This window comes from Streptomyces sp. BBFR25 (genome assembly GCF_044590125.1).
GTDB classification, from domain to species: domain Bacteria; phylum Actinomycetota; class Actinomycetes; order Streptomycetales; family Streptomycetaceae; genus Streptomyces; species Streptomyces canus_D.
Map to the genome: position 1 here is coordinate 4,806,709 of NZ_CP172447.1, position 22,614 is coordinate 4,829,322.

The window sequence follows — 22,614 nt, forward strand, 5'->3', positions numbered from 1 at the left end:
TTCCGGGGAGAGTCCGCCGTACGGGGGATGGCCGGTGTGCCGAATGGGAACCGTGGGGGTGTTACCCGGAGTCCGATGCGGGGAGGGCCCACTGAGGCGGTGGGCCGCGGGGTCGCGGGTGTGGGGAGGGCGGGGCGGTGGCGTCGGTACCACTGACGGCGGGGGACCCGGTACGGGTGGGGCGGTACCGGCTGCTGGCCAGGCTGGGCCAGGGCGGCATGGGCCGGGTGTACCTGGCCCGTTCGCCCGGTGGGCGTGCGGTGGCGGTGAAAGTGGTGCGGGAGGCACTGCTGCGGGACGAGGGGTTCCGGCGGCGCTTCGTGCGGGAGGTGGCGGCGGCGCGGCGGGTCACGGGGTTCTTCACCGCCGCGGTGGTGGACGCCGATCCGGAGGGCGACCCCGCCTGGCTGGCGACGGAGTACGTACCCGGACTCTCGCTCCAAGAGGCGGTGGCCCGGCACGGGGTGTGGCCGCAGGAGGCGGTACGCGGCCTCGGCGCCGCCCTGGCGGAGGCCCTGGCCGCGGTCCACGCCGCCGGCCTGGTGCACCGGGACCTGAAGCCGTCCAACGTCCTGCTGGCACCGGACGGCCCCAGGGTCATCGACTTCGGCATCTCGGCGGCGGTCGGCGACACCGCGCTCACCCAGACCGGGACGGTGATCGGCACCCCCGGCTTCATCCCTCCGGAGCAGCTGCGCCACGAGGGCTCAGGACCGGCCGGTGACGTGTTCGCCCTGGGCGCGGTGCTGGCGTACGCGGCGGCGGGCGTCGGCCCGTTCGGCGGCGGGGCGGCCCACGCCGTCAACTACCGGGTCGTGCACGAGGAGCCCGACCTGGGGGCCCTGGCCCCCGCGCTCGCGGACGTGGTGGCCCGGTGCCTCGCGAAGGACCCGGCGCGGCGGCCGACGGTGGCGTGGCTGCTGGACGAACTGGGCGAGTCGGAGACCGCCGCCGATGACGACGACGTCCGACGGGCGCGGCAGGGTGCCCCCGTGCCGGACGGGGACGTGACGACCGCCGGATGGCTGCCGGGCCCGGTCGCCGACTCGGCCGCCCGGTTGCGGGCCAGAACCCCCACCGAGCCCCTGCCGCGCCCGGAAAGCGCCACCACACAGACCGCTCCCGCCCCGGCCCCGGCACCGCCCGGCACCCGACGCCGCCGTCTGCGGACGGTGCTCGCCACCGCGACCGCCCTGGCCGTCACCGTGGCCGGCGCCGTGCTGTGGAGGGTGGCCGCCGACGACGACGGGCCCGCCCGGCCGCCCCACCTGGAGCAGCTCTGGTCGCACACCCTGGCCGAGGGGCAAGTCCTGGCCGGCTCCACGGAGGAGATGCTCTACCTCCAGCACGAGAAACGGCACCGGATCACCGCCCTGGACGTCACCGACGGCTCGCGGCGCTGGGACCGCCGGGTACGGGTCGACGACGTCAGCCAGGACACGGGCCACCTGAAGAGCGTGGGCAACGACATCCGGATCACCGGCGTCTCGGGCGGCCTCCTGTTCTACGGCAGTAACGACCACCTGTACGCGGTGGACGCGGACGACGGCGACCACCGCTGGCGGTACATGGACGACACCTTCCACCCGTCCCCGGTGGTGGTGGGCGACGCGGCCTACGCGGACATGGTCTCGTTCTTCTACGTCCTCGACACCCGCACGGGGAAGAAGCTGTGGGACTACGGGTTCGGAGTCAACGCCGACGGCAGCAACATCGCCGTCACCGACGACGCGCTCCTCATACACAGCAAGAAGAAGCTGATCGCCGTCGATCTCCGTACCCGCAAGCAGAAGTGGACCCACCAGGCCGCGAGCGAAGCGGAGACCGGTCTCGTGGTGGCGGACGGCAAAGTCTACTTCGGCACACTGGACGGCGCCCTGTACGCCGTCGACACGCGTACGGGCGAGGAGGAGTGGCGCCGCACGTTCGAGGGCGATCTGTGGGACGGCAGGCTCGGCGAGGGTGCGGGCATGCCCCAAGTGGCCGACGGCACGGTGTACTTCGAGAACGACGCCTACATCTCCGCCTTCGACGCGGACACCGGATCGCAGCGGTGGCGGCGGAAACAGGAGGCCGACGAGGTGACGTCCCTGGACGTCGTGGACGACACCGTCCTCGTGGGCGCCTCGGACGGCGGACTGAGCGCACTGGACACCGGCAGCGGAGAGCCCCGTTGGCGGGAGTCGCTGGGCGGGGGCGACGAGACGGACGTCCGGGTCGTCGGCGACGTCGTGGTGACCGAGACCAACGGTCGACTGACCGCCTACCGGGCCGCGACCTGATCCCGCCCCCGCGCGGGCGGACGGCGCAGAGAGAACGGCACGAGGGAGGGACGGCGGAGTGCAGGCGTACGTACCGCTTCAGACGGGCGATCCCGAGCGGGTCGGCCCGTACCGGATCGTTGCCCGGCTCGGCTCGGGCGGGATGGGCCGGGTGTACCTGGCCGGTTCGCCGGGCGGCCGGGCGGCCGCCGTGAAGGTGGTGCACGAGGAACTGGCCGAGGACCCCGCCTTCCGCAGGCGGTTCGGGCGGGAGGTGGCGGCGGCGCAGCGGGTCGCGGGCCCGTTCACCGCGCCCGTGGTCGACGCGGATCCGGACGCTGACCTGCCGTGGCTGGCCACCGCCTACGTGCCGGGCGTCGCGCTGGGCACGGCGGTCGCGGCGCACGGAGTCTGGCCCGAGCGGTCCGTGCGGGCCCTGGGGTCCGGGCTGGCGGAGGCCCTGGACGCGATCCACCGGGCCGACGTGGTGCACCGCGACCTGAAGCCGTCGAACGTGCTCCTGGCGCCGGACGGACCCCGGGTGATCGACTTCGGCATCTCGGTGGCCGCCGACGACACCAAGCTCACGACCACGGGGGCCGTGGTCGGCAGCCCCGGCTACCTTCCGCCCGAGCAGCTGGTCGGCCGCGAGGTGGGGCCGCCCGGGGACGTGTTCGCGCTGGGCGCGCTGCTGGCGTACGCGGCGACCGGGACCGGCCCGTTCGGGGGCGGGCCCGCGCACGGCGTCAACTACCGCGTGGTCCACGAGGATCCCGACCTGGAGCGCGTGCCGGACGGACTCGCCGAGGTGGTCGCCCGGTGCCTGGCCAAGGACCCGCGGCAGCGGCCCGAGGTCCCCGAACTCGTCGGGGAACTGGGCCGTTGGGAGGCGGCCGACGGCACCAGGGTCACGTTCGCCGCCGGTACGTGGCTGCCCGCGCCGGTCGCCGCCGACGTCGCCGCGCTGGGGGCCGAGCCGTTGCCGGTGCCTCAGGCGCAGGCGACCGCAGCGGCGCCCGTGGACGCCGACCTGCCGACCGTCACGGTGGGCCCGGCGCCGACCGCCGTCGCCACGGCCCGGCTCGGCGCACCGCCCGCCGCCCGGCCGCGGGGAGCGACCCGGCGGCGTACGGCGGTCCTCGCCGCCGCCGGCGCCTTCGTCGCCCTGGCCGTCGTCGGCGGTCTGCTGCTGCCCCGTGCCTTCTCGGACTCCGCCGGCCGGGGCGACGGCGCCGAGGGCTCCGGCAGTCCCACGGCCGCCGCGAAACAGCCGACGGTGCGGGAGCTGTGGCCGTCGGACATGGGCCTCCGGCACGCGGAGGTCGCCCGCGGAAAACTGGTCGGCGAGGACGACGACGGCCGGTTGCACGCGCTGACGGCCGCGGACGGTGACACCGCGTGGACGTACGACCGTCCGGGCTCGTTGTCCTTCGAAGGAGTCAGCGACGGTCTGGCGGTGGTCTCCAGCGACGAGGAGGGCACGATCCAGGGCATCGACGTGGACAGTGGCAAGCGAGTCTGGATCGTGGACGCGCAGACGCACACGCCACCCGGAGCGGATTTCGACCTCTACATGGGGGTCGTGGTGGCCGACGGCACCGTGTACACGAGCGCCATGCACGACCTGTCCGAGGAGTCCGAACTCCCCGTCAGCTACTCCGTGTCGGCAGTGGACGCCGCCACCGGGCGGCTGAAGTGGACCCACAGGATCGACCAGATCCTGTCCAATGCGCTCGCGGTCGTGGACGGGGTCGTCTACGGCGGGGTCCGGGAACCGGACGACACCTACTTCTACGCCTGGGACGCGGAGACGGGGGACCGGCTGTGGCGGTACAGCTCGAGAACGAGTCGGCCGTACCCGGGCGAGTTGTCGGCGGTCGAGGTGTCGGACGGCACGGTCTACTTCGGTGACGACCGCGGTGTCCTCCACGCCGTCGACGCCCGGCGGGGCACACGGCGGTGGATCTACGACGCGGACACCGAGTCCGTGCGGCAGTGGCTCGACCCCCTCGTGGTCGCGGACGGCGTCGTGTACGGCGGGCTCGGCGGCGTCACCAGCGACTCCGAAACCGGGGCCGTGCACGCGGTCGACGCAAGCTCCGGCAAACCGCTGTGGAGCGAGCACACCGAACGCGACCCCGAGCTGCACGGTCTGCTGGACGGTTCACTGCTCTTCAGCACGAAGGCCGGCGCCCTGCACGCCGCGGACGCCCGTACCGGAGCGACGGCGAAGACCCGTCTGTCGTCCGGCGATCCCGACGCGGCCCTCGACGGGGACCGGATCTACTTCGACGGCGGCGACGGGCGCCTGCACGCGGGCGGCGTCTCCCTCACCGAGCGGTGAGCGGCGGCCCGAAGTCCCCGCGGGCGACGCCCGTGACGACGTCCCGCAGCCGCTCGACGTACAGCCGCAGGTTCTTGTGGGCGACGTCGGTGTCCGGGTAGCGGCTGGCGAACCACAGGCCCTCCGGGAGCCGGGTCACCCAGGCGCACACCTGGTCGCCGTAGGAGACCCGGAGCAGCGCGTACGCCGTCCGGTCCGGCCAGCTCTCCGCGCCGGGGACGTCGCGGGCGTCGACGTACGACACGATCGAGTACAGGTCGGGTGAGGTCGGCCGGAAGTCCGTGCCGAGCAGGCGCAGCACCCGGTCGATCGGCATGCGGGACATCCGCCGGTTGGCCTGGAGTTCGGACCGGACGGCGCGCAGGGCGCCGGGGAAGTCGTGGGCGCGGTCCACCGGGACCTCGATCGGCGCGCCGCCCACGTACCAGCCGACCGACTCCGCCCACTGCGACCGCGACCGGGTGTGGAAGGGCACGACGGTGCGGTAGACCGGCTCGCCGCCGATCTCGTGGACGATCAGCGCGGTCGCGGCCAGCACACCGACCAGGCTGCCGCCGTAGGGGCGGCAGTACGCCTCGAACGCGGCGGCGTCGGCCGCGTCCACCAACGGCTCGCGCAGCATCCGCTGTTCGGGCAGCGGGCCGCCGGGCCGCAGGCCCAGGTCGACGGGGAAGGACGGCAGCCGCCCGTCGCAGCGCCGGATGAACTCCCGCCAGCGGGCGACGATCTCGTGGTCGCCGTCGATCCGGTCCGCGTCCGCCCGCTCGGCCTCGCAGAAGTCGACGTAGGAGCCGACCCGGGGCCGCGGCACGGTCCGCCCCGCGACGCCCGCGGCGTACAGCTCGCCGACCTCGGCGGGGATGCGGTAGATGGAGTACGCGTCGACGTTGCTGTGGTCGAAGGCCATGTAGACGCTGACGCCGTCGTCGCGGACGACCGCCGTGTAGATGAGGTTGGGCCAGCGCAGCGCGTCCGCGACGCGGTCGAAGCGGTCCTGGAGGTGCCGGGCGAGGTCCGCCGCGTCCGGGAAGTCGCCGACGTCCTCGCGGTGCAGGGCCACGGCGTCCGCGTCGAGCGTGAACCGGCGCATCGTGTCCCCGCCCTCGCCGCTCCACCGGAACCCGCTGCGCAGCGTCTCGTGCCGCAGGGTCCAGGCGCGCAGCGCCTCCTGGAGCACGTCGAGGTCGACCGGGCCCGGGATGTCGAAGGCCGCGCCGAGCCAGGTCGGCACGAACAGGCCGCCCTCGCGCACCGACCGTGCCGTGCGGATGTGCGACTCCTGGATGTACGCGGGCGGCCGCGTGTCCTCGGGCAGCGCCGCCGCGATGTCGAGCGTCGCGGGACTGAGCGTCCACTCGACGAGGCGCCCGGGCCGGATCTCGCAGCGCTGGATGTCGGTCATTCGCACGAGGAGGTCTCCGTTCGCAGATGTACAGACCCGACCAAGGGAATGCCGTCTTTACGGCCGCGCACCTGCTGTGTCGGCACTGTTCAACGGAACGGATGGCCTCTCGAACGCCGATCCGGCCCCGATCCGGCCCCGGGGCGGCGGCCTCTTCACCCTTCCCCCGTGCACCCTTCACCCCTCACTCCAGGTACGCGTGCAGGGCAGCCGCTCCCGCCAGCATCGACCGGGTCCGCGCGGTGAGGGCCTGTCCGCGTGCCTCGACCGCCGCCCGCAGCGCCTCGGTGCTCCCCTCGCGCCGCAGGTCGTCGAGGACAGGCCGGATCCGGTCGAAGAGATGGTGACTGCGGCGCAGCGCGCGCACCACCCGCGCGTCCCGCACGTCGGCGGGCCCGTACACGCGGTACCCGGTGCCGTGCTCCCGCCCGGGCACGAGCAGCCCCGCCTCCTCCCACACCCGCAGCGCCGACGTCCGTACGCCGATCAGCGCGGCCACCTCGCCGATGCGCAGCCGGTGCGGCGACGGCGCGGCGGTCTCCCCACCGGCCAGCGCCTCCAGCGCCTCGCGGGCGGCCCGCAGCGACCCCCGCTCCTCGTGCAGCGCGGCGTGCGCGGCGTCCACCAGGGCGAGGGCGGCGGCCACGTCCCCGTCGTGCACCGCCCGCATGACCCGCGTCGCCGTCACCGCCCCGTAGCCCGGCTGCAACGCCCGGGACGTCAGCAGCGCGTCCCGGTGCCGCTCCCCGAAGACCCGGTACCCGGCATCGGTCCGCCCGGCCGGGGGCAGAACACCGGCGCCCTCGTAATTGCGGACCTGCTGCGTCGACAGCCCCACCGCACGAGCCAGATCAACGGTACGCAGACGCCGCTCACCGTTCCTCATCCGGCGCAGCCTATGCGGGGTGGGGAGCCATAATGCGCGCATGTCGCTTCAGGGGACGGACGCCTACCGGGACGACGACGCCACCCTGCCGGCGCTGGTCGTCCGGGCCGTGGCGGCGGCACGTGCGCAGGGCTTCGCCCACTCGTGCCGCCCCGAACAGGGCCGCCTGCTCCACCTGCTGGCCGCGGGAGCACCGCACACCGTCGCCGAGACGGGCACGGGCTGCGGCGTGGGCCTGGCCTGGCTGGCCTCCGGTGCCCGCCCGGGGACCCGGCTGGTCGGCGTCGAACGCGACGCGGAGCGGGTCCGTGTCGCCAGGGAGGTCTTCCGGGAGCACCCGGAGGTCGAGATCCTCCACGGGGACTGGCGACGCGTCGAGGAACTCGGGCCGTACGACCTGCTGGTGCTGGACGGCGGGGGCCAGGCGAAGGGCGACGGCGCCGCCGATCCGGCGCGTCTTCTGACCCCCGGCGGCACTCTGGTGGTCGACGACTTCACCCCCGCCACCACCTGGCCGCCCCGCTTCGAGGGCACCCCCGACCGGCCCCGGCTGCACTGGCTGGAGCACCCGGCCCTGCACACCACCGAACTCCGCCTCGCCCCCGACCTGGTCGCGATCGTCGGCACCCGGCTCAGGTACTGACGGAAGGAGGCCCTGGGCCGTGGCGGGGGAAGCCATGGCCCAGGGCCGGTCTGTGGGGGCGGTGGGGGTCAGTGGGCGGCCTTGGTGGCGCGGGTGGTGACGTTCTGGACGGCCTTGAGGGCGAGGTCGGGGCGGTCGGTGTGGATGTAGTGGCCGCTGCCCTTGGCGGTGGTCAGCTCGGCGTCGGTGGAGAGCTGCTGCCACTCCTGCTGGCCCTTGGCCCACATCTTCTCCAGCGCGGGACCGTACTCGGGGACCTCGGCGTACTGGGACTCGTGCTTGAGGATCTCGACGGGGAGGTCCCCGGCGGAGTGGACCGGGCCGTCGGCGATGACGAACCGCTCCGGGTTCTGGCCCTCGTTGGCGGCGATCGCGCCGTCCCGGAGCTGGGCCGCCGGGCCGGTGACGTCGGCGGGGACGGTGCGGTTCATGTCGCGGGTGAGGTGGGGGACGGTGGCGTCCAGGAGCACCAGGCCCTTGACGCGGTCGGTGTGGTCGGGGGTGTAGCGGGCGGCGAGGTAACCGCCCAGGGAGTGTCCGGCCAGGATGACCGGGCGGTCGCCCGCGAGGTGGTCGAGGACCTTGGTGAGCAGGACACCGGCGTCGTCGACGGTCTGCAGGGCGCCGGGGGCGGGCTTGTCGCTCCTGCCCTCGCCGAGGCGGTCGTAGGAGCAGACCCGGTCCGACGTGCTCAGCGCCTTCTGCAAGGGGGCCATGTTGTCCAGGCCCTCGCCGCCGCCGGGCAGCAGCAGCACCAGGGGCCGGTCGGCGTCGGAGCGGCCGGAGCAGGAGACGTTGACCGTGTGGCCGTCGACGCGGATCTTCTTCGTACCGGTGAAGGAGGCCCCCGCGGAGGCGCCGGTGTCCTTCGCGCCGGAGTCGTCGTCGCCGTACTCCTCGTGGAGGACGAGTCCCGCGCCGGCCACGGTGCAGACGACGGCGATCACGGCGGTCGCCTTGGCGAGGGTGCGGAACATGGGGGGCCTCCAGCGGGCAAGGGCGGGGTAGGGGCGCGGGTGGGGGGGATCCTTCTCCGTCGGCCTGTCGTGCTCGGCGACTGAGAAGGACTCTATGGATCCGCCGGCCCCGGATCGTCACCCCGCGGTGGACACCTGTCCGTAGCTCCCCCGGGGGACAACCGCCCCCGCCCCGCGCCCCGTTCGCGTACCTACGAGGCGTCGTACGCCGCGATCGCGGTCCGGACGAACGAGCGGACCAGCGGGTTCGGGTCGGTCCGCGGCCAGACCAGCACCACCGGGCTCGGCGGCAGGCCCGTCAGCGGCACCACGGCGAGCCCCTCGGCGGGGACGTGGCCGACGAGGGTCATGCCGACCGTGCCGTTCCACAGGACGGCCTGTTGGCACTCGCGGACGGTACGCACCACGGGCCCCCGGCGTGGCTCCCCGCCGTGCCAGTACGCCTGCCACAGGGGGTCCGTGCCCTCCGGGAACCGGAACCAGCGGCGGTCGGCCAGCTCGGCCGGGGACAGGCTCGCGCGCCCGGCCAGCGGATCGTCGGCGCGCAGCAGGGCACCCACCGGATCGGCGCGCAGGGTGTGCGTGGTCAGGCCGGTGGGGTCGAAGGGGCCCCGGGTGAGCGCCACGTCGACCAGCCCGGCGTGCAGCCCGCAGGTGGGATCGGTCAGGTCGGTCTCGCGGATGGTGACCTCGGCGTGCGGGTGGCGTCGGCGGTAGGCGTCGGCCAGCCGGACCACGTCCGGGTCGGCGCTGTCGCCGAGGATGCCGACGGTGAGGGTCGCGGCACCGGCCGCGGCGGCAACGCGGGCGCGTACCCGGTCGGCCCGGTCGAGCAGGGCGCGCGCCTCGTCCAGCAGCACCGACCCGGCAGCGGTGAGGGTGACGCCGGTGGAGGTGCGGTGGAACAGCGTGGCGCCGAGTTCCGTCTCCAGTGCCCTGATCGCCCGGCTCAGCGGCGGCTGGCTCATGTGCAGCCGGACGGCCGCCCGGCCGAAGTGGAGTTCCTCGGCGACCGCCACGAAGTAGCGCAGCGTACGTAGCTCCATCCTGCGACGATACCCGTGCGGTATCGAGTGCGCGGAACAGGTCTTGGACGCTCCCGGTGCCCCGGCGGTGGAATCGGAACATGACCGACGCACCGCACAACAGTGAGCGAGAGCCCGAGCCGCCGCGGCCGGGCACGGACCCCGCCGTCTCCGTGGTCGGACCGGAGGACGGTGAGACGATCCTGCTGGGCACCACCCGCATGCGCGTCCTCGAGGACGGCAGCCACACCGGCCACCGCCTCGGCATGGCCGAGTCCGTGCTCGCCCCGCACACCCCCGGGCCGCCCCAGCACCGCCACGCCCGGCACGACGAGGGCTTCTACGTCATCTCCGGCACGGTGCGGTTCACCGTGGGGGACGAGGACATCGACGCGACGGCGGGCACGCTCGTCATGGTCCCGCCCGGCGCACCGCACACCTTCGCCAACACCACCGGCGAACCGGCCCGCATGCTCAGCACCTTCACGCCCGACCTGTACGTCCAGTACTTCCGCGACCTGAGGGAGCTGTACGCCGACGGCCGGACCCCGACCCCGCGGGAGAGCCTGCGGACGATGAGCCGCTATGCGACCGAGCCCGCCACCGACTACGCCCGGGGCGCCGGGTCGTGAACGTCGCGTACTGGATCGTCGCCGGACTCCTGGCCGCCTTCTACCTCTACGGGGGCGCGTTGAAGGTGGTGCGGAGCCGGGCGGGGCTGCGGCCGATGATGGCCTGGGTGGACAGCACGCCGATGCCCGCCGTCCGTGCCGTCGGGGCGGTCGAGCTGCTCGGCGCGGCCGGGCTGGTCCTTCCGCCGCTGACCGGCGTCGCGCCCGGGCTGGCCCTGGCCGCGGCCGTCGGCTTCGTCGTCCTGCAACTCGGCGCGACCGGGGTCCATCTGCGCCTCGGGGACCGCCGGGTCGCCCTCAACCTCACCCTCCTGGCCGCCGCCGCGGTCACCGTCGGGCTCGCCACGACCTGGCTGTGACCCGGCGCCGTCGTCAGTCCCCCGGCGGGGCCTGCCGGGCCGCGTCCAGGAGCCGGCCCGCGAGGTCGGCGACGAGACCGCGCAGCTCGTCCGGTCGCTCGACGACGAACGGGCGGTCCAGCGAGGCGAGCACCCCCGGCACCCAGTCGAGCCGCTCGGCCCGCATCTCGACCCGACACCAGACCTCGGCACCGGCCCGGTCCGCACCTGCGGGGGCGCTACCTCCGGCCTCCGCGGCCACGATCGCCACGCTGGCCGGGAGCCGGGTGCGGATCTCCTCGGCCGTGCCCTGGACCCGTACCGTCACGGCGTGCCGGTAGGGCGCGGTGGCCAGCGCCGTCAGGACGCGCTCCGCCGGACCCGGCCCGGGCGGCGGTTCGAAGGTGCCGGGCAGGACCCTCGCACCACGGACGCGATCCAGGCGGAACGTCCGCTCCGCACCGGCCGAGAGGTCCCGGCCCGTCACGTACCACCGGCCCGCGTGCGCGACGAGCCCGTACGGGTACACCGTGCGTTCGCCGTCCCCGCCGCGGCCGCCGGTGTACCGGAACGCCACCGGCCGGTGATGGCGCACCGCGTCGGCGACCGGGAGCAGCACGGCGGCCTCCGGGGCGGCGGACTCGGCCGGCGCGGTGGTGAAGGTGAGGGAGTCGAGCACCGCGTCCAGGCGGTGCCGGAGCCGCTCCGGCAGCACCCGCCGGACCTTCGCCGCCGCCGTCTCGCCCGCGGTGCCCGCCGCCGCCGTGATCCCCGTCCGCCGCCCGGCGACCAGGCCCAGCAGGACGGCCAGCGCCTCGTCGTCGGTCAGCATCAGCGGGGGCATGCGGTGGCCGGGGGCGAGCCGGTAGCCGCCGTAGCGGCCGCGCACCGACTCCACGGGGACGTCGAGGTCGACGAGGTGGTCGACGTACCGGCGCACCGTGCGCTCGCCGACGCCGAGCCGGTCGGCGAGTTCGGCCACGGTGCGCACCCCGCCCGCCTGGAGCAGTTCGAGCAGGGTGAGCACACGGGACACGGGACGGGACATGTCCCAAGTCTGCCGCCGATACCGGCCGGATTGTGACCGGTATTGCCCCTAGCGTGCCAGGGACAGTGCACAGCACAGCACAGCACCGCCGAACCGGAGTGAACCCATGAATCTCGTCTCGATCCGCGTCATCACGGGTGACGTCGCCCGCCTCGTCGACTTCTACGAGCGCGCCACCGGCCTGCGCGCGACCTGGGCCACCGAGGACTTCGCGGAACTGCGTACCCCCTCGGGCACCCTCGCGATCGGCAGCACCCGCACCGTGCCGCTCTTCGCCCCCGGCTCCGCCCGCCCGGCCGACAACCACAGCGTGATCATCGAGTTCCTCGTCGACGACGTGGACGCCGTGCACCGGAACCTGACCGGCTTCGTGGCGGAGTTCGTCAAGGAGCCCACGACCATGCCCTGGGGCAACCGCGCGCTCCTCTTCCGCGACCCCGACGGCAACCTGGTCAACTTCTTCACCCCGGTCACCCCGGCCGCCGTCGAGAAGTTCGCCGACACCCCCCGCTGACGGCCCCCCTATGCTGGATTCGCCCGCAAGGGCGAGGACCGCACGCGGGGAGTGACCGGGAGGGATCTGTGTCAGCGCTGGAGCCGGACGACCCGCGCTCCGTCGGGGAGTACCGGCTGCTGAGCCGGCTGGGTGCGGGCGGCATGGGCCGGGTCTTCCTCGGCCGGTCCCCGGGAGGCCGGCTCGTCGCGGTCAAGGTGGTGCACGCCGAACTGCTGCGCAGGCCCGAGTTCCGCGACCGCTTCCGACGCGAGGTCCAGGCCGCCCGGATGGTCAGCGGCGCCTTCACCGCCCCGGTCGTCGACGCCGACCCGGACGCGCCCCTGCCCTGGCTGGTCACCAGCTACATCGCCGGGCCGTCGCTGGAGCAGGCGGTGGCCGAAGGGGGGCCGTTCGAACCGCGGGCGGTGCTCACCCTGGCCGCCGGGCTGGCCGAGGCGCTGGTGTCGATCCACGCCGCGCACCTCGTCCACCGCGACCTGAAGCCCTCCAACGTGCTGCTCGCCGAGGACGGGCCGCGCGTCATCGACTTCGGCATCGTGCGCAGCGTCGACGCCGACTCCCTCACCGGCACCGGGCACATGGCGGGCTCCCCCGGCTTCATGTCCCCGGAGCAGGTCAACGGGGACGAGGTCACCTGGGCCAGCGACGTGTTCTGCCTGGGCGCGGTGCTGGCCTTCGCGGCGACCGGCGCCAATCCCTTCGGCGCCGGACCGACGCCCGCGCTGCTCTACCGCGTGGTGCACAACGCCCCGGACGTCGCCGACGTCGCCGACCCGGCTCTGCGTTCCCTGATCGCCGACTGCCTCGCCAAGGACCCGGCCCGCCGTCCCGCCCCGCGCGAGATCCTCGCCCGCATCGGCCCGCTGGGCGGCGAGAGCGCGACGGCCCTGCCGCACGCCCACCAGTGGACGCCGGCGGCCCGTCCGACCCGCGCGGACGCGGTACCCACCATGGTCGTACCGCCGCCCGGGACGCCGGTGGCGCACCCGCACACCCGCGTCGACACCATGCCCCCGCCGCCCGCACCGGCGGGCGCGCGCCCCACGGCGGCCGGTGACGGTGGCCGCCGCAGCCGACGGGCCTTCCTGCTCTCCGGCGCGGGCGCGGTCGCCGCGCTCGGCGTGGGCACCGGGTTCTGGCTCAACCGCCCCGCCGCCTCGGACGCCCCCGCGCCTTCGCCCTCCACCGCCACCCCGCCGCCCCCGGGCCCGGTCGGGCTCTGGCCCCTCGACGAGGCCGAGGGCGGGATCGCGCGGGACACGGCGGGCGGCCACGACGCCACCGCGACCGGCGTCACCTGGCAGGCCGACGGGGGCGGGGCCGCCTTCGACGGGACCGGCAGCCAGATCGTCACCGACGGGCCGGTCCTGGAGACCGGCGAGGGCCGGAGCTTCACCGTCGCGGCCTGGGTCCGCCTGACCGCCGTACCGGGCACCTTCGCCACCGCCGTCAGCCAGGACAGCGACACCGCCAGCGGCTTCTACCTCCAGTACGCCCACGAGGACGGCGGCTGGGCCTTCTCCCGTCCCGGCCTGCGCGCCGTCGGCCGCACCGCACCGGCCGCCGGCGTCTGGACCCACCTGACCGGAGTCTGCGACGGCCGGACCCGCAAGCTCCGCCTGTACGTCAACGGCGTCCAGGAGGCGGAGATCGACGACACCGGCGCGGCCCCCGCCACCGGCGCCTTCATGATCGGCCGGGCCTCCTACGGCGGAACGCCCGCCGACTTCTTCCCCGGCACGGTCCGGGACGTACGCGCCTTCGACCGTGCGCTGCCCCCGGCCGAGGTCGGGAGACTCGTGTGACAGTACTGATGCGTCCTCACCATCGTTCCGCGAGGCGCCAGTTGGGTCTGCCGTGCTAAAGATGTAGCTCTCAATCAGTGGCCGCGAGGTCTCGCACGGGACGCGCGGCAGCCGGTGAACGGGGAGAGAGTTGAGCGGGGAAGCCGGAGACGGCCTCACGGGCAGTGGTGCCGAGCCGTTGGAGGACGACGACCCACGCCGGATCGGGCCGATCCCGCTGCTGGGCAGGCTCGGGGCCGGCGGCATGGGCCGCGTCTACCTGGGCGTCCACGAGGGCCGGTACGCGGCCGTCAAACAGGTGCTGCCGTCGGTCGCCGGGGAGGACAAGGACTTCCTGCGCCGCTTCGGACACGAGCTGGACAACCTCGCCCGGCTGCCCGAGGAGGCGACGGCGCCGCTGCTCGCGGGGGACAGGGAGGCCCGGCCGCCGTGGTTCGCCACCGCCTACGTGCCCGGCCTCACCCTGCGCGAGGCCGTCGACCTGCACGGGCCCCTGCCCGCCGAGGCGCTGTGGCTCATCCTGCGGGAGGCCGCCACCGGACTGGCGGCCGTGCACGCCCTGGACATGGTCCACCGGGACCTGAAGCCGTCCAACGTCATGCTGACCCTCGACGGCCTCACCCTCATCGACTTCGGTGTCGCCCGGGCCGCCGACCAGAGCCAGCTGACCCGGACCGGCATGGTGGTGGGCACCCCGGCCTACATGTCGCCCGAGCAGGCGTCCGGGAAGCGCGCGTCCAGCGGCGTCGTCGACGTCTTCGCGCTGGGCTCGGTGATCGCCTACGCGGCGTCCGGCCGCCCGCCCTTCGGCGACGAGTCGGGGCACGCGGTGCTGTACCGCATCGTGCACGAGGAACCCGACCTCCAGCCGCTGCGGGACCTCGACCCCGCGCTCGCCGACGTCGTCGCCGCCTGCCTCGACAAGGACCACGAGGGCCGCCCCACCGCCGCCGAACTCGTCGAACGCGCCGCGGCGCACGGTGCGTCGGCCGCCGCGCCGTGGCCGGAGGACATCACCGAGCGGCTGTCCGAGCGGGCGGCCTTCGCCGCGAAGCGCCCGGACCCCGCGCACCTGCGCGAGCCGGAGGAGCCGAACAAGCCGGACCGGCCGAGCAAGCCGGCCGAGGCGGCGCCCGACGCGCCGTCCGCCCCCGTGGTCGCGGGCGGACGGCCGGAGAAGCGCGAGCGACGGCGCCGCACGAGGATCCTGGCGTTCGTGATCCCGGTCGCCGTGACCGGGGCGACGCTCGGCTTCACGCTGCTGCCGTACGCGATGGACGACGCGGACCGGGACGGGAACGCGGCCGCGCCGCCCGCGGCCACCGGAACGGCCGCCCCGGGCCCCTCCGCCACCGCCTCGACCGGCCCGAGCGCCTCCGCCTCCCGCAGCCCCGACGGCGGGAAGAAGGACGACAAGGGCGAGGGCGACGACAAGGACAAGGGCAAGGTCAAGGGCGAGGGCGAGGGCGAGGAGAGCGGGAAGAACGGCGACGGCGGCGCGTCCGGCGGCGCCTCGGACTCGGGGGGCTCCTCCGACGCGGGAGGGTCGTCCGACTCGGGGGGAACGTCCGACTCGGGTGCGTCGTCCTCGGGCTCGGGCTCCGGCTCCGGCTCCGGCTCCGGCTCAGGAAGCGGGTCCGGGGGGAGCGGGTCCGGCGGTGACGGCTCGGAGGGCGGCGGGTCCGCGTCGGGGAGCTTCATGCTGAAGAACGGATCGAGCGGGAAGTGCATGTACGTCGGCACTCCCGTCGACGACGGCGCCTGCTCGGGCGACATCGCCGTCTTCCGCTTCCAGAGCACCTCGGACGGCGCCTTCCGGATGCTCAACGTGGGCACGGCCCAGTGCATCCACGCCAGGAGCGCGAACGCCTGGCTCATCAAGGCCGCGTGTGGCCAGCCGGGAGGAGAGTGGCGTCAGGGGGCCGACGGCTCGCTCAGGAGCCTCACGACGGGTGGCTGCCTCGACCTCAACCGCCGGGCGTCCATGATCGGCCTGACGACCACGACGTGCACCGGCTCGGCCTCCCAGCGCTGGACCAGGATCTAGCCCCGTGCCCTAGTCCTTGTCCCCGTCCCTGTCCTTCTCGTCGTCCCTCTCGTCGTCCTTCTCCAGGGACTTCAGGAACTCGGGGTTGTCGTCCGGCGCCACCCACTGCCGCCGCCCGCCGCCGCCCTGCCAGGGCGAGGAGCCGGCGGGCTGCCGCTTCTTCCCGGCGATGATCCAGGAGATCGATCCGACCAGCGGGAAGAGCAGCACGAGGATCGCCCACAGCGGCTTGGGCATGTGGCGGATGTCGGCGTCCTTCGTGCTGATGCAGTCGATGAACGCGTAGACGCTCAATGCCAGTGGCACGAGGAACATCAGCACCCGGAGCATGGGCCTCTCCAGCTCAAGCGAGGGGTGGGGACGCGTCACGGGCCCCCAGGTACAGGGCCAGGGTAGCCGCTCGGGGATACTGGACCGCATGGCTTACGACGATCTTCGCTCCCTGCTCAGGGCTCTGGAGCGCGAGGGCGACCTCAAGCGCATCAAGGCCGAGGTCGATCCGTACCTGGAGGTCGGGGAGATCGTCGACCGGGTGAACAAGGCCGGAGGTCCCGCCCTGCTCTTCGAGAACGTGAAGGGCTCCGACATGCCCCTCGCGATGAACGTCTTCGGGACCGACCGGCGCCTGCTCAAGGCCCTCGGCCTGAAGTCGTACTCCGACATCTCCGACAAGATCGGCGGACTGCTCCGCCCCGAGCTGCCCCAGGGCTTCGTCGGTGTGCGCGAGGCCTTCGGCAAGCTCGGCGCGATGACGCACGTACCGCCGAAGAAGGTGAAGCCGGGCAGCGCGCCCGTGCAGGAGGTCGTCCTCACCGGCGACGACGTGGACCTCGAGCGCCTCCCCGCCCTCTTCACCTGGCCGGACGACGGCGGCTCCTTCTTCAACCTGGGCCTCACCCACACCAAGGACCCGGAGACGGGCATCCGCAACCTGGGCCTGTACCGGCTCCAGCGCCACGACAAGCGCACCATCGGCATGCACTGGCAGATCCACAAGGACAGCCGCAACCACTACCAGGTGGCCGCCCGGCGCGGCGAGCGCCTGCCGGTCGCGATCGCCTTCGGCTGCCCGCCCGCCGTGACGTACGCCTCCACGGCCCCGCTCCCCGGCGACATCGACGAGTACCTCTTCGCCGGGTTCCTCCAGGGCAAGCGGATCGAGATGGTCGACTGCAAGACCGTCCCGCTCCAGGTGCCGGCGCAGGCGGAGGTCGTCATCGAGGGCTGGCTGGAGCCCGGCGAGCTGCTCCCCGAGGGCCCCTTCGGCGACCACACCGGCTTCTACACCCCGCAGGAGCCCTTCCCCGCCCTGAAGATCGACTGCGTGACGATGCGGAAGCGCCCGCTGCTCCAGTCGATCGTGGTCGGCCGCCCGCCGACGGAGGACGGCCCGCTGGGGAAGGCCACCGAGCGCTTCTTCCTGCCGCTGCTGAAGATCATCGTGCCGGACATCGTGGACTACCACCTCCCCGAGGCCGGCGGCTTCCACAACTGCGCGATCGTCTCGATCGACAAGAAGTACCCCAAGCACGCCCAGAAGGTCATGCACGCCATCTGGGGCGCGCACATGATGTCCCTGACCAAGCTGATCGTGGTCGTCGACTCCGACTGCGACGTCCACGACCTGCACGAGGTCGCCTGGCGCGCGCTCGGCAACACCGACTACGGCCGCGACCTCACCGTCGTCGAAGGCCCGGTCGACCATCTCGACCACGCCTCCTACCAGCAGTTCTGGGGCGGCAAGGCGGGCATCGACGCGACGAAGAAGCTGCCCGAGGAGGGGTACACGCGCGACGGGGGCTGGCCGGACATGGTGCTGTCCGACCCGGAGACGGCGGCGAAGGTCGACCGCCGCTGGAAGGAGTACGGACTGTGACGTCGGCTTCCGCCGCCCTGCCGCAGCAGCCGGGGCGCACCAAGGCCTTCCTGCGCCTGGTGATGATCGAGCACTCGGTGTTCGCGCTGCCCTTCGCCTACATCGCCGCGCTGACCGCGATGTACCTGTGGGACGAGAACATCCACTGGGGCAGGCTGCTCCTGGTCACCGTCGCCATGGTGGGCCTGCGCACCTTCGCGATGGCGGTCAACCGGATCATCGACCGCGAGATCGACGCCCGCAACCCGCGCACCGCCCACCGCGAGCTGGTCACCGGCGCCATGTCGGTCAAGCACGCCTGGACCGGCGCACTGATCGCCCTGATCGTCTTCCTCGGCGCGGCGGCCCTGCTCAACCCCCTCTGCCTGGCCCTGGCCCCCGTCGCGGTGATCCCGATGGTGGTGTACCCGTACGGCAAGCGGTTCACGAACTTCCCGCAGGCCATCCTCGGCCTCGCCCAGGCCATGGGCCCGATCGGCGGCTGGCTGGCGATCACCGGCGAGTGGTCCTGGGAGGCCGTGATCCTCGGCCTCGCGGTCGGCATCTGGATCGGCGGCTTCGACCTGATCTACGCCTGCCAGGACGTCGAGACCGACCGGCAGGTCGGCGTGAAGTCCGTCCCGGCCCGCTTCGGCGTCCCGGCCGCGATCTGGGGCGCCCGCGCCTGCCACACGGTCACCACGGCCCTGTTCGCCTGGTACGCCGTCGCCACCGACGCCGGCGTCTTCTTCTGGCTGGGCCTGCTGATCGTCGCGGGCGCGTTCGTCTACGAGCACACCATCGTCCGTCCGCACGACCTGACCCGCCTGAACAGGGCGTTCTTCTCGGTCAACGGCTTCATCGGTATCGCCCTGTTCGTGTGTGCGCTGCTGGATCTGCTCGTAAGGGGCCTCACGGTCTGAAAACCCTGAGCCTGCGACTAGGCTCGGCATCATGAAGCCAGGACAGACGCAGCGCGTGCCTTGGATCGTGGGGGTGTCCGGGGCGTCCGGCACCCCGTACGCCGCCGCCGTGCTGCGGGCGCTGCTCGCTGCCGGTGAGAGTGTCGACCTGGTGGTCAGCCGGGCCTCGCGGCTCACCCTGCTCGACGAGACCGGCATCTCCTTCCGCGACGCCCACTGGCAGCAGGACCTGCGCGAGTGGCTGGCCCGCGGAGCCGACGGAAAGCCGGACACCTTCGACGCGGACGTCTCCGCCGTACGGCACTGGAGCGCGGGCGACCTCGCGGCCGGGCCGTCCTCGGGGTCGTACCGGACGAAGGGCATGCTGATCGTGCCCGCGTCGACGGCCTGCGTCGCGGGCGTCGCGCTCGGGCTGTCGAAGGACCTGCTCCAGCGCACCGCGAGCGTGACCCTCAAGGAGCGCCGCAGGCTGGTCGTGGCCGTACGGGAGGCCCCGCTGGACGGCCGGACGCTGCGGCACCTGGTGACCCTGGACGACGCCGGTGCGCGTGTGGTGCCCGCCTCCCCGGCCTTCTACGCGGGGGCGACACACATCCAGGATCTGGTGGACTTCGTCGCCGGACGCGTCCTCGACGCGGCGGGCGTCGGACACGACCTCTACCGCCGCTGGCGCGGCGATCTCGGCGGGGCCCGCACCACCACCTGAGCGCCGCCGGAGCACCATCCCCCCACATGTGCGCGACCCACATGTGCGCGACCCACACGTTTGTTACCCACATCTTCAGAACTCTTCAGTGGAAGGCTTCGATCGCATGGACGCGGTGGACAGGCAGCTCATCCAGGCTCTGAGGGAGAACGGCCGGGCCTCCTACGCGGAGCTGGGGCGCCTGGTCGGACTCTCCGGACCCAGCGTCACCGACCGCATCAACCGGCTGGAGGCGGCCGGTGTCATCACCGGCTACCGGGCCACCGTGGACGCCGCTTCGCTCGGCCTCGGCGTCACCGCCCTGATCGGCGTCTCGCTCTCCGACGCCGCCGACCACGAGGACGTGGCCCAGCGCCTCAAGGAGCTGCGGGAGATCGAGGACTGCTGGTTCATCGCGGGCGACGACTCCTACATGCTCAAGGTGCGCGCCGCCGACGTGGACGGCCTGGAGAGCATCATCCGGCGGCTGTCGGGCACCAAGGGCGTGTCCCGGACCCGTACCACCATCGTTCTCTCCACCAAGTGGGAGAACCGGGTGGGCGAGCTGCCGGAAGAGGTCCAGTAGCCGGGGCGTACCGTTGACCCGTCTGTCTCAGAAAGAGGTATCGCATGGACGCCGGGCTCAAGCGCGAGCTGGAGCAGAAGGTCCGCTCCGGTGAGCGGCTGACCCGCGAGGACGGCATCGCGCTGTACGAGTCGGACGATCTCGCCTGGCTCGGCGGCCTCGCGCACGAGGTGCGGACGCGGAAGAACGGCGACGTCGTCCACTTCAACGTCAACCGCCACCTCAACATGACCAACGTGTGCACCGCCTCCTGCGCGTACTGCTCCTTCCAGCGCAAGCCGGGGGAGAAGGACGCGTACACGATGCGCATCGAGGAGGCGGTGAAGCTCGCCAAGGCGATGGAGGGCGAGAACCTCACCGAGCTGCACATCGTCAACGGCCTGCACCCCAACCTGCCGTGGCGCTACTACCCGCGCTCGCTGCGCGAACTGAAGGCCGCGCTGCCGGACGTCTCGCTCAAGGCGTTCACGGCCACCGAGATCCACCACTTCGAGACCATCTCCGGGATGTCCGCCTCCGACATCCTGGACGAGCTGATCGACGCCGGTCTGGAGTCCCTCACCGGCGGCGGCGCGGAGATCTTCGACTGGGAGGTGCGGCAGCACATCGTCGACCACCGCACCCACTGGGAGGACTGGTCCCGCATCCACCGCCTGGCCCACGAGAAGGGCCTGAAGACCCCGTGCACCATGCTCTACGGCCACATCGAGGAGCCCCGCCACCGCGTGGACCACGTGCTGCGCCTGCGTGAGCTGCAGGACGAGACGGGCGGCTTCCAGGTCTTCATCCCGCTGCGCTACCAGCACGACTTCGTGGACATGAAGGACGGCAAGGTCAGGAACCGCCTCCAGGCGCGCACGCAGATGGCGACCGGCGCGGAGGCCCTGAAGACCTTCGCCGTCTCGCGTCTCCTCTTCGACAACGTCCCGCACGTCAAGGTCTTCTGGGTCATGCACGGCGTCCAGACGGCCCAGCTGGCCCTCCAGCACGGCGCGGACGACATGGACGGCTCGGTCGTCGAGTACAAGATCACGCACGACGCGGACGACTTCGGCACGCCGAACAAGCTGACGCGCGAGGACCTGCTGGACCTCATCCGCGACGCCGGGTTCCGGCCGGTCGAGCGGAACACGCGGTACGAGATCCTGCGGGAGTACGAGGGTCCCGACCCGGCGCGTCGGGAGGCGCCGCAGCCGATGCGGGTGTGAATCTCCGGTTGTTCTCCGGGTGCGGGTGAGTGGGTGGTTGCTCGCGCACTCCCCGCGCCCCTTTCAGGGGCGTCCAGTGCACGTGCCCCGAAGGGGCGCGGGGAACTGCGCGACCGGCCACGGGCCACCCGCACCCGGCATGGATCCGAACGGCCCACGGCGGGTACCCGCGCCCCCATGGCCACCGAGGACGACTACACCGCACAACCCTTCGTTCCGGACCGCGGCGGCCTCCCCGCCCTGCGCGAGGCGGCAGCCGAATGCCGGGGTTGCCCCCTGCACCGCGACGCCACGCAGACCGTCTTCGGCGCGGGCAGGGCGACCGCCCGCCTCATGCTCGTCGGTGAGCAGCCCGGCGACCAGGAGGACCGGCAGGGCAAGCCCTTCGTCGGCCCCGCCGGGCACCTCCTCGACCGGGCGCTGGCGGACGCCGGCCTCGACCCGGCGGACGCGTACGTCACCAACGCCGTCAAGCACTTCAAGTTCACCCGGGCCGAGCCCCGCAAGCGCCGTATCCACAAGGCGCCCACCCTACGCGAGACGACCGCCTGCGGCCCCTGGCTGGCCGCCGAGCTGGACCGGGTGCGGCCCGAGCTGATCGTGGTGCTGGGCGCCACGGCCGGGAAGGCGCTGCTCGGCTCGTCCTTCCGGGTCACCCAGGTGCGCGGCACGCTGCTGGAGGAGGAGGTTCACGGGCGGCCGGAACGGCTGGTGCCGACCGTGCACCCGTCGGCGGTGCTGCGCTCCGACGACCGGGAGGGGGCCTACCGGGGACTGGTCTCGGACCTGAAAATCGCCGCACAAGCCCTGGCGTAATGGCCTGACGTAATGGTTACTATGGCTCGGTGTCCCTTACTTTCACTTTCGATCCGGCCGTCACCCGCGACCTCCGTGACGGCGTCCTCGACCTGTGGACCGACGTCTCCAACGCCGGCGGCTCCGTGGGCTTCGTGCCCCCGGTGACGCGCGAGGACATCCGCCCCGAGCTGGTCAAGCACATGGTGGGGATCGCCGAAGGGCGTACCCGTCTGCTCGTCGGCCACGACGAGGAGGGCCGGGTGGCCGCCACCGCGTTCCTCGCCCTCAACACCCACCGCCTGATGCGGCACTGGCTGTGGCTCTACACGGTCATGGTCCACCCGCGCCACCAGGGCCGCGGCTACGGCAGGGACCTGATGGCGGCCGCCGCGGACGCCGCCCGCTCCTGCGACGGCATCGAGGCGATACGGCTCACCTGCCGGGGCGGCCTCGGCCTGGAGCGGTTCTACGAGTCCTGCGGCTACAAGGAGGTCGGCCGGGTCCCCGGTGCGATCCGGGTCGCCCCCGGCGACGACCGGGACGACATCTTCCTGCTCCTGCCCCTGGGCTGAGCGCGCCCCCACCCCCCTGCGAGAGCGACGACCCGGCATGTTTCACTGGACAGTGCCTCTTT

General features: G+C 73.2%; 21 protein-coding genes. 15 read left to right on the plus strand and 6 right to left on the minus strand.

The annotated features are described in order from the left end of the window. Nucleotides 1-137 precede the first annotated feature (137 nt). Together ACGH52_RS21960 and ACGH52_RS21965 are read left to right on the plus strand one after the other, a co-directional pair. Entirely contained in the window at nt 138-2,282 is a 2,145-nt protein-coding gene (locus tag ACGH52_RS21960) for a PQQ-binding-like beta-propeller repeat protein (RefSeq protein ID WP_399941687.1), read from the plus strand. A gap of 58 nt (nt 2,283-2,340) precedes the next feature. After that, nucleotides 2,341-4,605, plus strand: coding sequence for a PQQ-binding-like beta-propeller repeat protein (locus tag ACGH52_RS21965; protein ID WP_399941690.1), 2,265 nt, complete (start codon nt 2,341-2,343; stop codon nt 4,603-4,605). Here the strand turns inward: ACGH52_RS21965 and ACGH52_RS21970 are convergent. Together ACGH52_RS21970 and ACGH52_RS21975 are read right to left on the minus strand one after the other, a co-directional pair. Next, nucleotides 4,592-6,013 carry a condensation domain-containing protein gene (locus tag ACGH52_RS21970; RefSeq protein WP_399941693.1) on the minus strand — a complete coding sequence of 474 codons (1,422 nt, stop codon included), beginning with the start codon at nt 6,011-6,013 and terminating at the stop codon, nt 4,592-4,594. The two genes, ACGH52_RS21965 and ACGH52_RS21970, sit on opposite strands and share 14 nt — an antisense overlap. Nucleotides 6,014-6,191: 178 nt before the next feature. Continuing rightward, a complete protein-coding gene (locus ACGH52_RS21975) occupies nt 6,192-6,893 on the minus strand; it encodes a TioE family transcriptional regulator (RefSeq protein ID WP_399941696.1) in 702 nt (233 codons plus the stop codon). Nucleotides 6,894-6,933: 40 nt separating this feature from the next. Here ACGH52_RS21975 and ACGH52_RS21980 point away from each other — a divergent pair, with 40 nt between their 5' ends. Beyond that, nucleotides 6,934-7,536, plus strand: a complete 603-nt coding sequence (locus tag ACGH52_RS21980; protein WP_399941699.1) for an O-methyltransferase — start codon at nt 6,934-6,936, stop codon at nt 7,534-7,536. Between the two features lie 68 nt (nt 7,537-7,604). Here ACGH52_RS21980 and ACGH52_RS21985 read toward each other — a convergent pair whose 3' ends face one another. After that, nucleotides 7,605-8,513 carry an alpha/beta fold hydrolase gene (locus ACGH52_RS21985; protein WP_399941702.1) on the minus strand — a complete coding sequence of 303 codons (909 nt, stop codon included), beginning with the start codon at nt 8,511-8,513 and terminating at the stop codon, nt 7,605-7,607. A gap of 191 nt (nt 8,514-8,704) precedes the next feature. Further along, on the minus strand, nt 8,705-9,559 hold the full coding sequence (locus ACGH52_RS21990) for a LysR family transcriptional regulator (RefSeq protein ID WP_399941705.1): 855 nt from the start codon (nt 9,557-9,559) through the stop codon (nt 8,705-8,707). 80 nt (nt 9,560-9,639) lie between these two features. Here ACGH52_RS21990 and ACGH52_RS21995 point away from each other — a divergent pair, with 80 nt between their 5' ends. Both ACGH52_RS21995 and ACGH52_RS22000 read left to right on the plus strand, forming a co-directional pair. Continuing rightward, nucleotides 9,640-10,170, plus strand: a complete 531-nt coding sequence (locus ACGH52_RS21995) for a cupin domain-containing protein (protein WP_399941708.1) — start codon at nt 9,640-9,642, stop codon at nt 10,168-10,170. Further along, entirely contained in the window at nt 10,167-10,529 is a 363-nt protein-coding gene (locus tag ACGH52_RS22000; protein WP_076975712.1) for a DoxX family protein, read from the plus strand. The genes ACGH52_RS21995 and ACGH52_RS22000 overlap by 4 nt, the downstream gene beginning before the upstream one ends. Nucleotides 10,530-10,542: 13 nt before the next feature. Here ACGH52_RS22000 and ACGH52_RS22005 read toward each other — a convergent pair whose 3' ends face one another. Continuing rightward, the gene (locus ACGH52_RS22005) at nt 10,543-11,556 is read right to left on the minus strand and encodes a helix-turn-helix transcriptional regulator (protein ID WP_399941711.1); all 1,014 of its coding nucleotides are present in this window, start codon (nt 11,554-11,556) and stop codon (nt 10,543-10,545) included. Between the two features lie 106 nt (nt 11,557-11,662). Between ACGH52_RS22005 and ACGH52_RS22010 the strand changes: the two genes are divergently transcribed. The 3 genes from ACGH52_RS22010 (at nt 11,663) to ACGH52_RS22020 (ending at nt 15,925) form a co-directional block, all read left to right on the plus strand. Next, on the plus strand, nt 11,663-12,070 hold the full coding sequence (locus ACGH52_RS22010; protein WP_059299873.1) for a VOC family protein: 408 nt from the start codon (nt 11,663-11,665) through the stop codon (nt 12,068-12,070). A gap of 68 nt (nt 12,071-12,138) precedes the next feature. Further along, nucleotides 12,139-13,878, plus strand: coding sequence for a LamG-like jellyroll fold domain-containing protein (locus ACGH52_RS22015; protein WP_121701896.1), 1,740 nt, complete (start codon nt 12,139-12,141; stop codon nt 13,876-13,878). Nucleotides 13,879-14,008: 130 nt separating this feature from the next. Next, a complete protein-coding gene (locus tag ACGH52_RS22020) occupies nt 14,009-15,925 on the plus strand; it encodes a serine/threonine protein kinase (RefSeq protein ID WP_399941715.1) in 1,917 nt (638 codons plus the stop codon). Between the two features lie 9 nt (nt 15,926-15,934). On the opposite strand, the gene ACGH52_RS22025 is transcribed toward ACGH52_RS22020, so the two are convergent. Next, nucleotides 15,935-16,255, minus strand: coding sequence for a PLD nuclease N-terminal domain-containing protein (locus ACGH52_RS22025; protein WP_121701894.1), 321 nt, complete (start codon nt 16,253-16,255; stop codon nt 15,935-15,937). A gap of 88 nt (nt 16,256-16,343) precedes the next feature. On the opposite strand from ACGH52_RS22025, the gene ACGH52_RS22030 reads away from it, so the two are divergent. From ACGH52_RS22030 to ACGH52_RS22060, 7 genes are all read left to right on the plus strand, one after another. Further along, nucleotides 16,344-17,801: a menaquinone biosynthesis decarboxylase gene (locus ACGH52_RS22030; RefSeq protein ID WP_399941718.1), complete on the plus strand. Its 1,458-nt coding sequence runs from the start codon at nt 16,344-16,346 to the stop codon at nt 17,799-17,801. Further along, nucleotides 17,798-18,703, plus strand: a complete 906-nt coding sequence (gene mqnP, locus ACGH52_RS22035) for a menaquinone biosynthesis prenyltransferase MqnP (protein WP_399941721.1) — start codon at nt 17,798-17,800, stop codon at nt 18,701-18,703. Before ACGH52_RS22030 ends, mqnP begins: the two co-directional genes overlap by 4 nt. 55 nt (nt 18,704-18,758) lie before the next feature. Continuing rightward, nucleotides 18,759-19,409, plus strand: a complete 651-nt coding sequence (locus tag ACGH52_RS22040; RefSeq protein WP_399946840.1) for a UbiX family flavin prenyltransferase — start codon at nt 18,759-18,761, stop codon at nt 19,407-19,409. 106 nt (nt 19,410-19,515) lie between these two features. After that, nucleotides 19,516-19,974, plus strand: coding sequence for an Lrp/AsnC family transcriptional regulator (locus ACGH52_RS22045; RefSeq protein ID WP_007443788.1), 459 nt, complete (start codon nt 19,516-19,518; stop codon nt 19,972-19,974). Between the two features lie 44 nt (nt 19,975-20,018). After that, entirely contained in the window at nt 20,019-21,182 is a 1,164-nt protein-coding gene (mqnE, locus tag ACGH52_RS22050) for an aminofutalosine synthase MqnE (protein ID WP_007443789.1), read from the plus strand. Nucleotides 21,183-21,359: 177 nt separating this feature from the next. Further along, on the plus strand, nt 21,360-21,998 hold the full coding sequence (locus tag ACGH52_RS22055) for a UdgX family uracil-DNA binding protein (protein WP_121701891.1): 639 nt from the start codon (nt 21,360-21,362) through the stop codon (nt 21,996-21,998). Between the two features lie 29 nt (nt 21,999-22,027). Continuing rightward, a complete protein-coding gene (locus ACGH52_RS22060) occupies nt 22,028-22,552 on the plus strand; it encodes a GNAT family N-acetyltransferase (protein WP_399941726.1) in 525 nt (174 codons plus the stop codon). Nucleotides 22,553-22,614 lie beyond the last annotated feature (62 nt).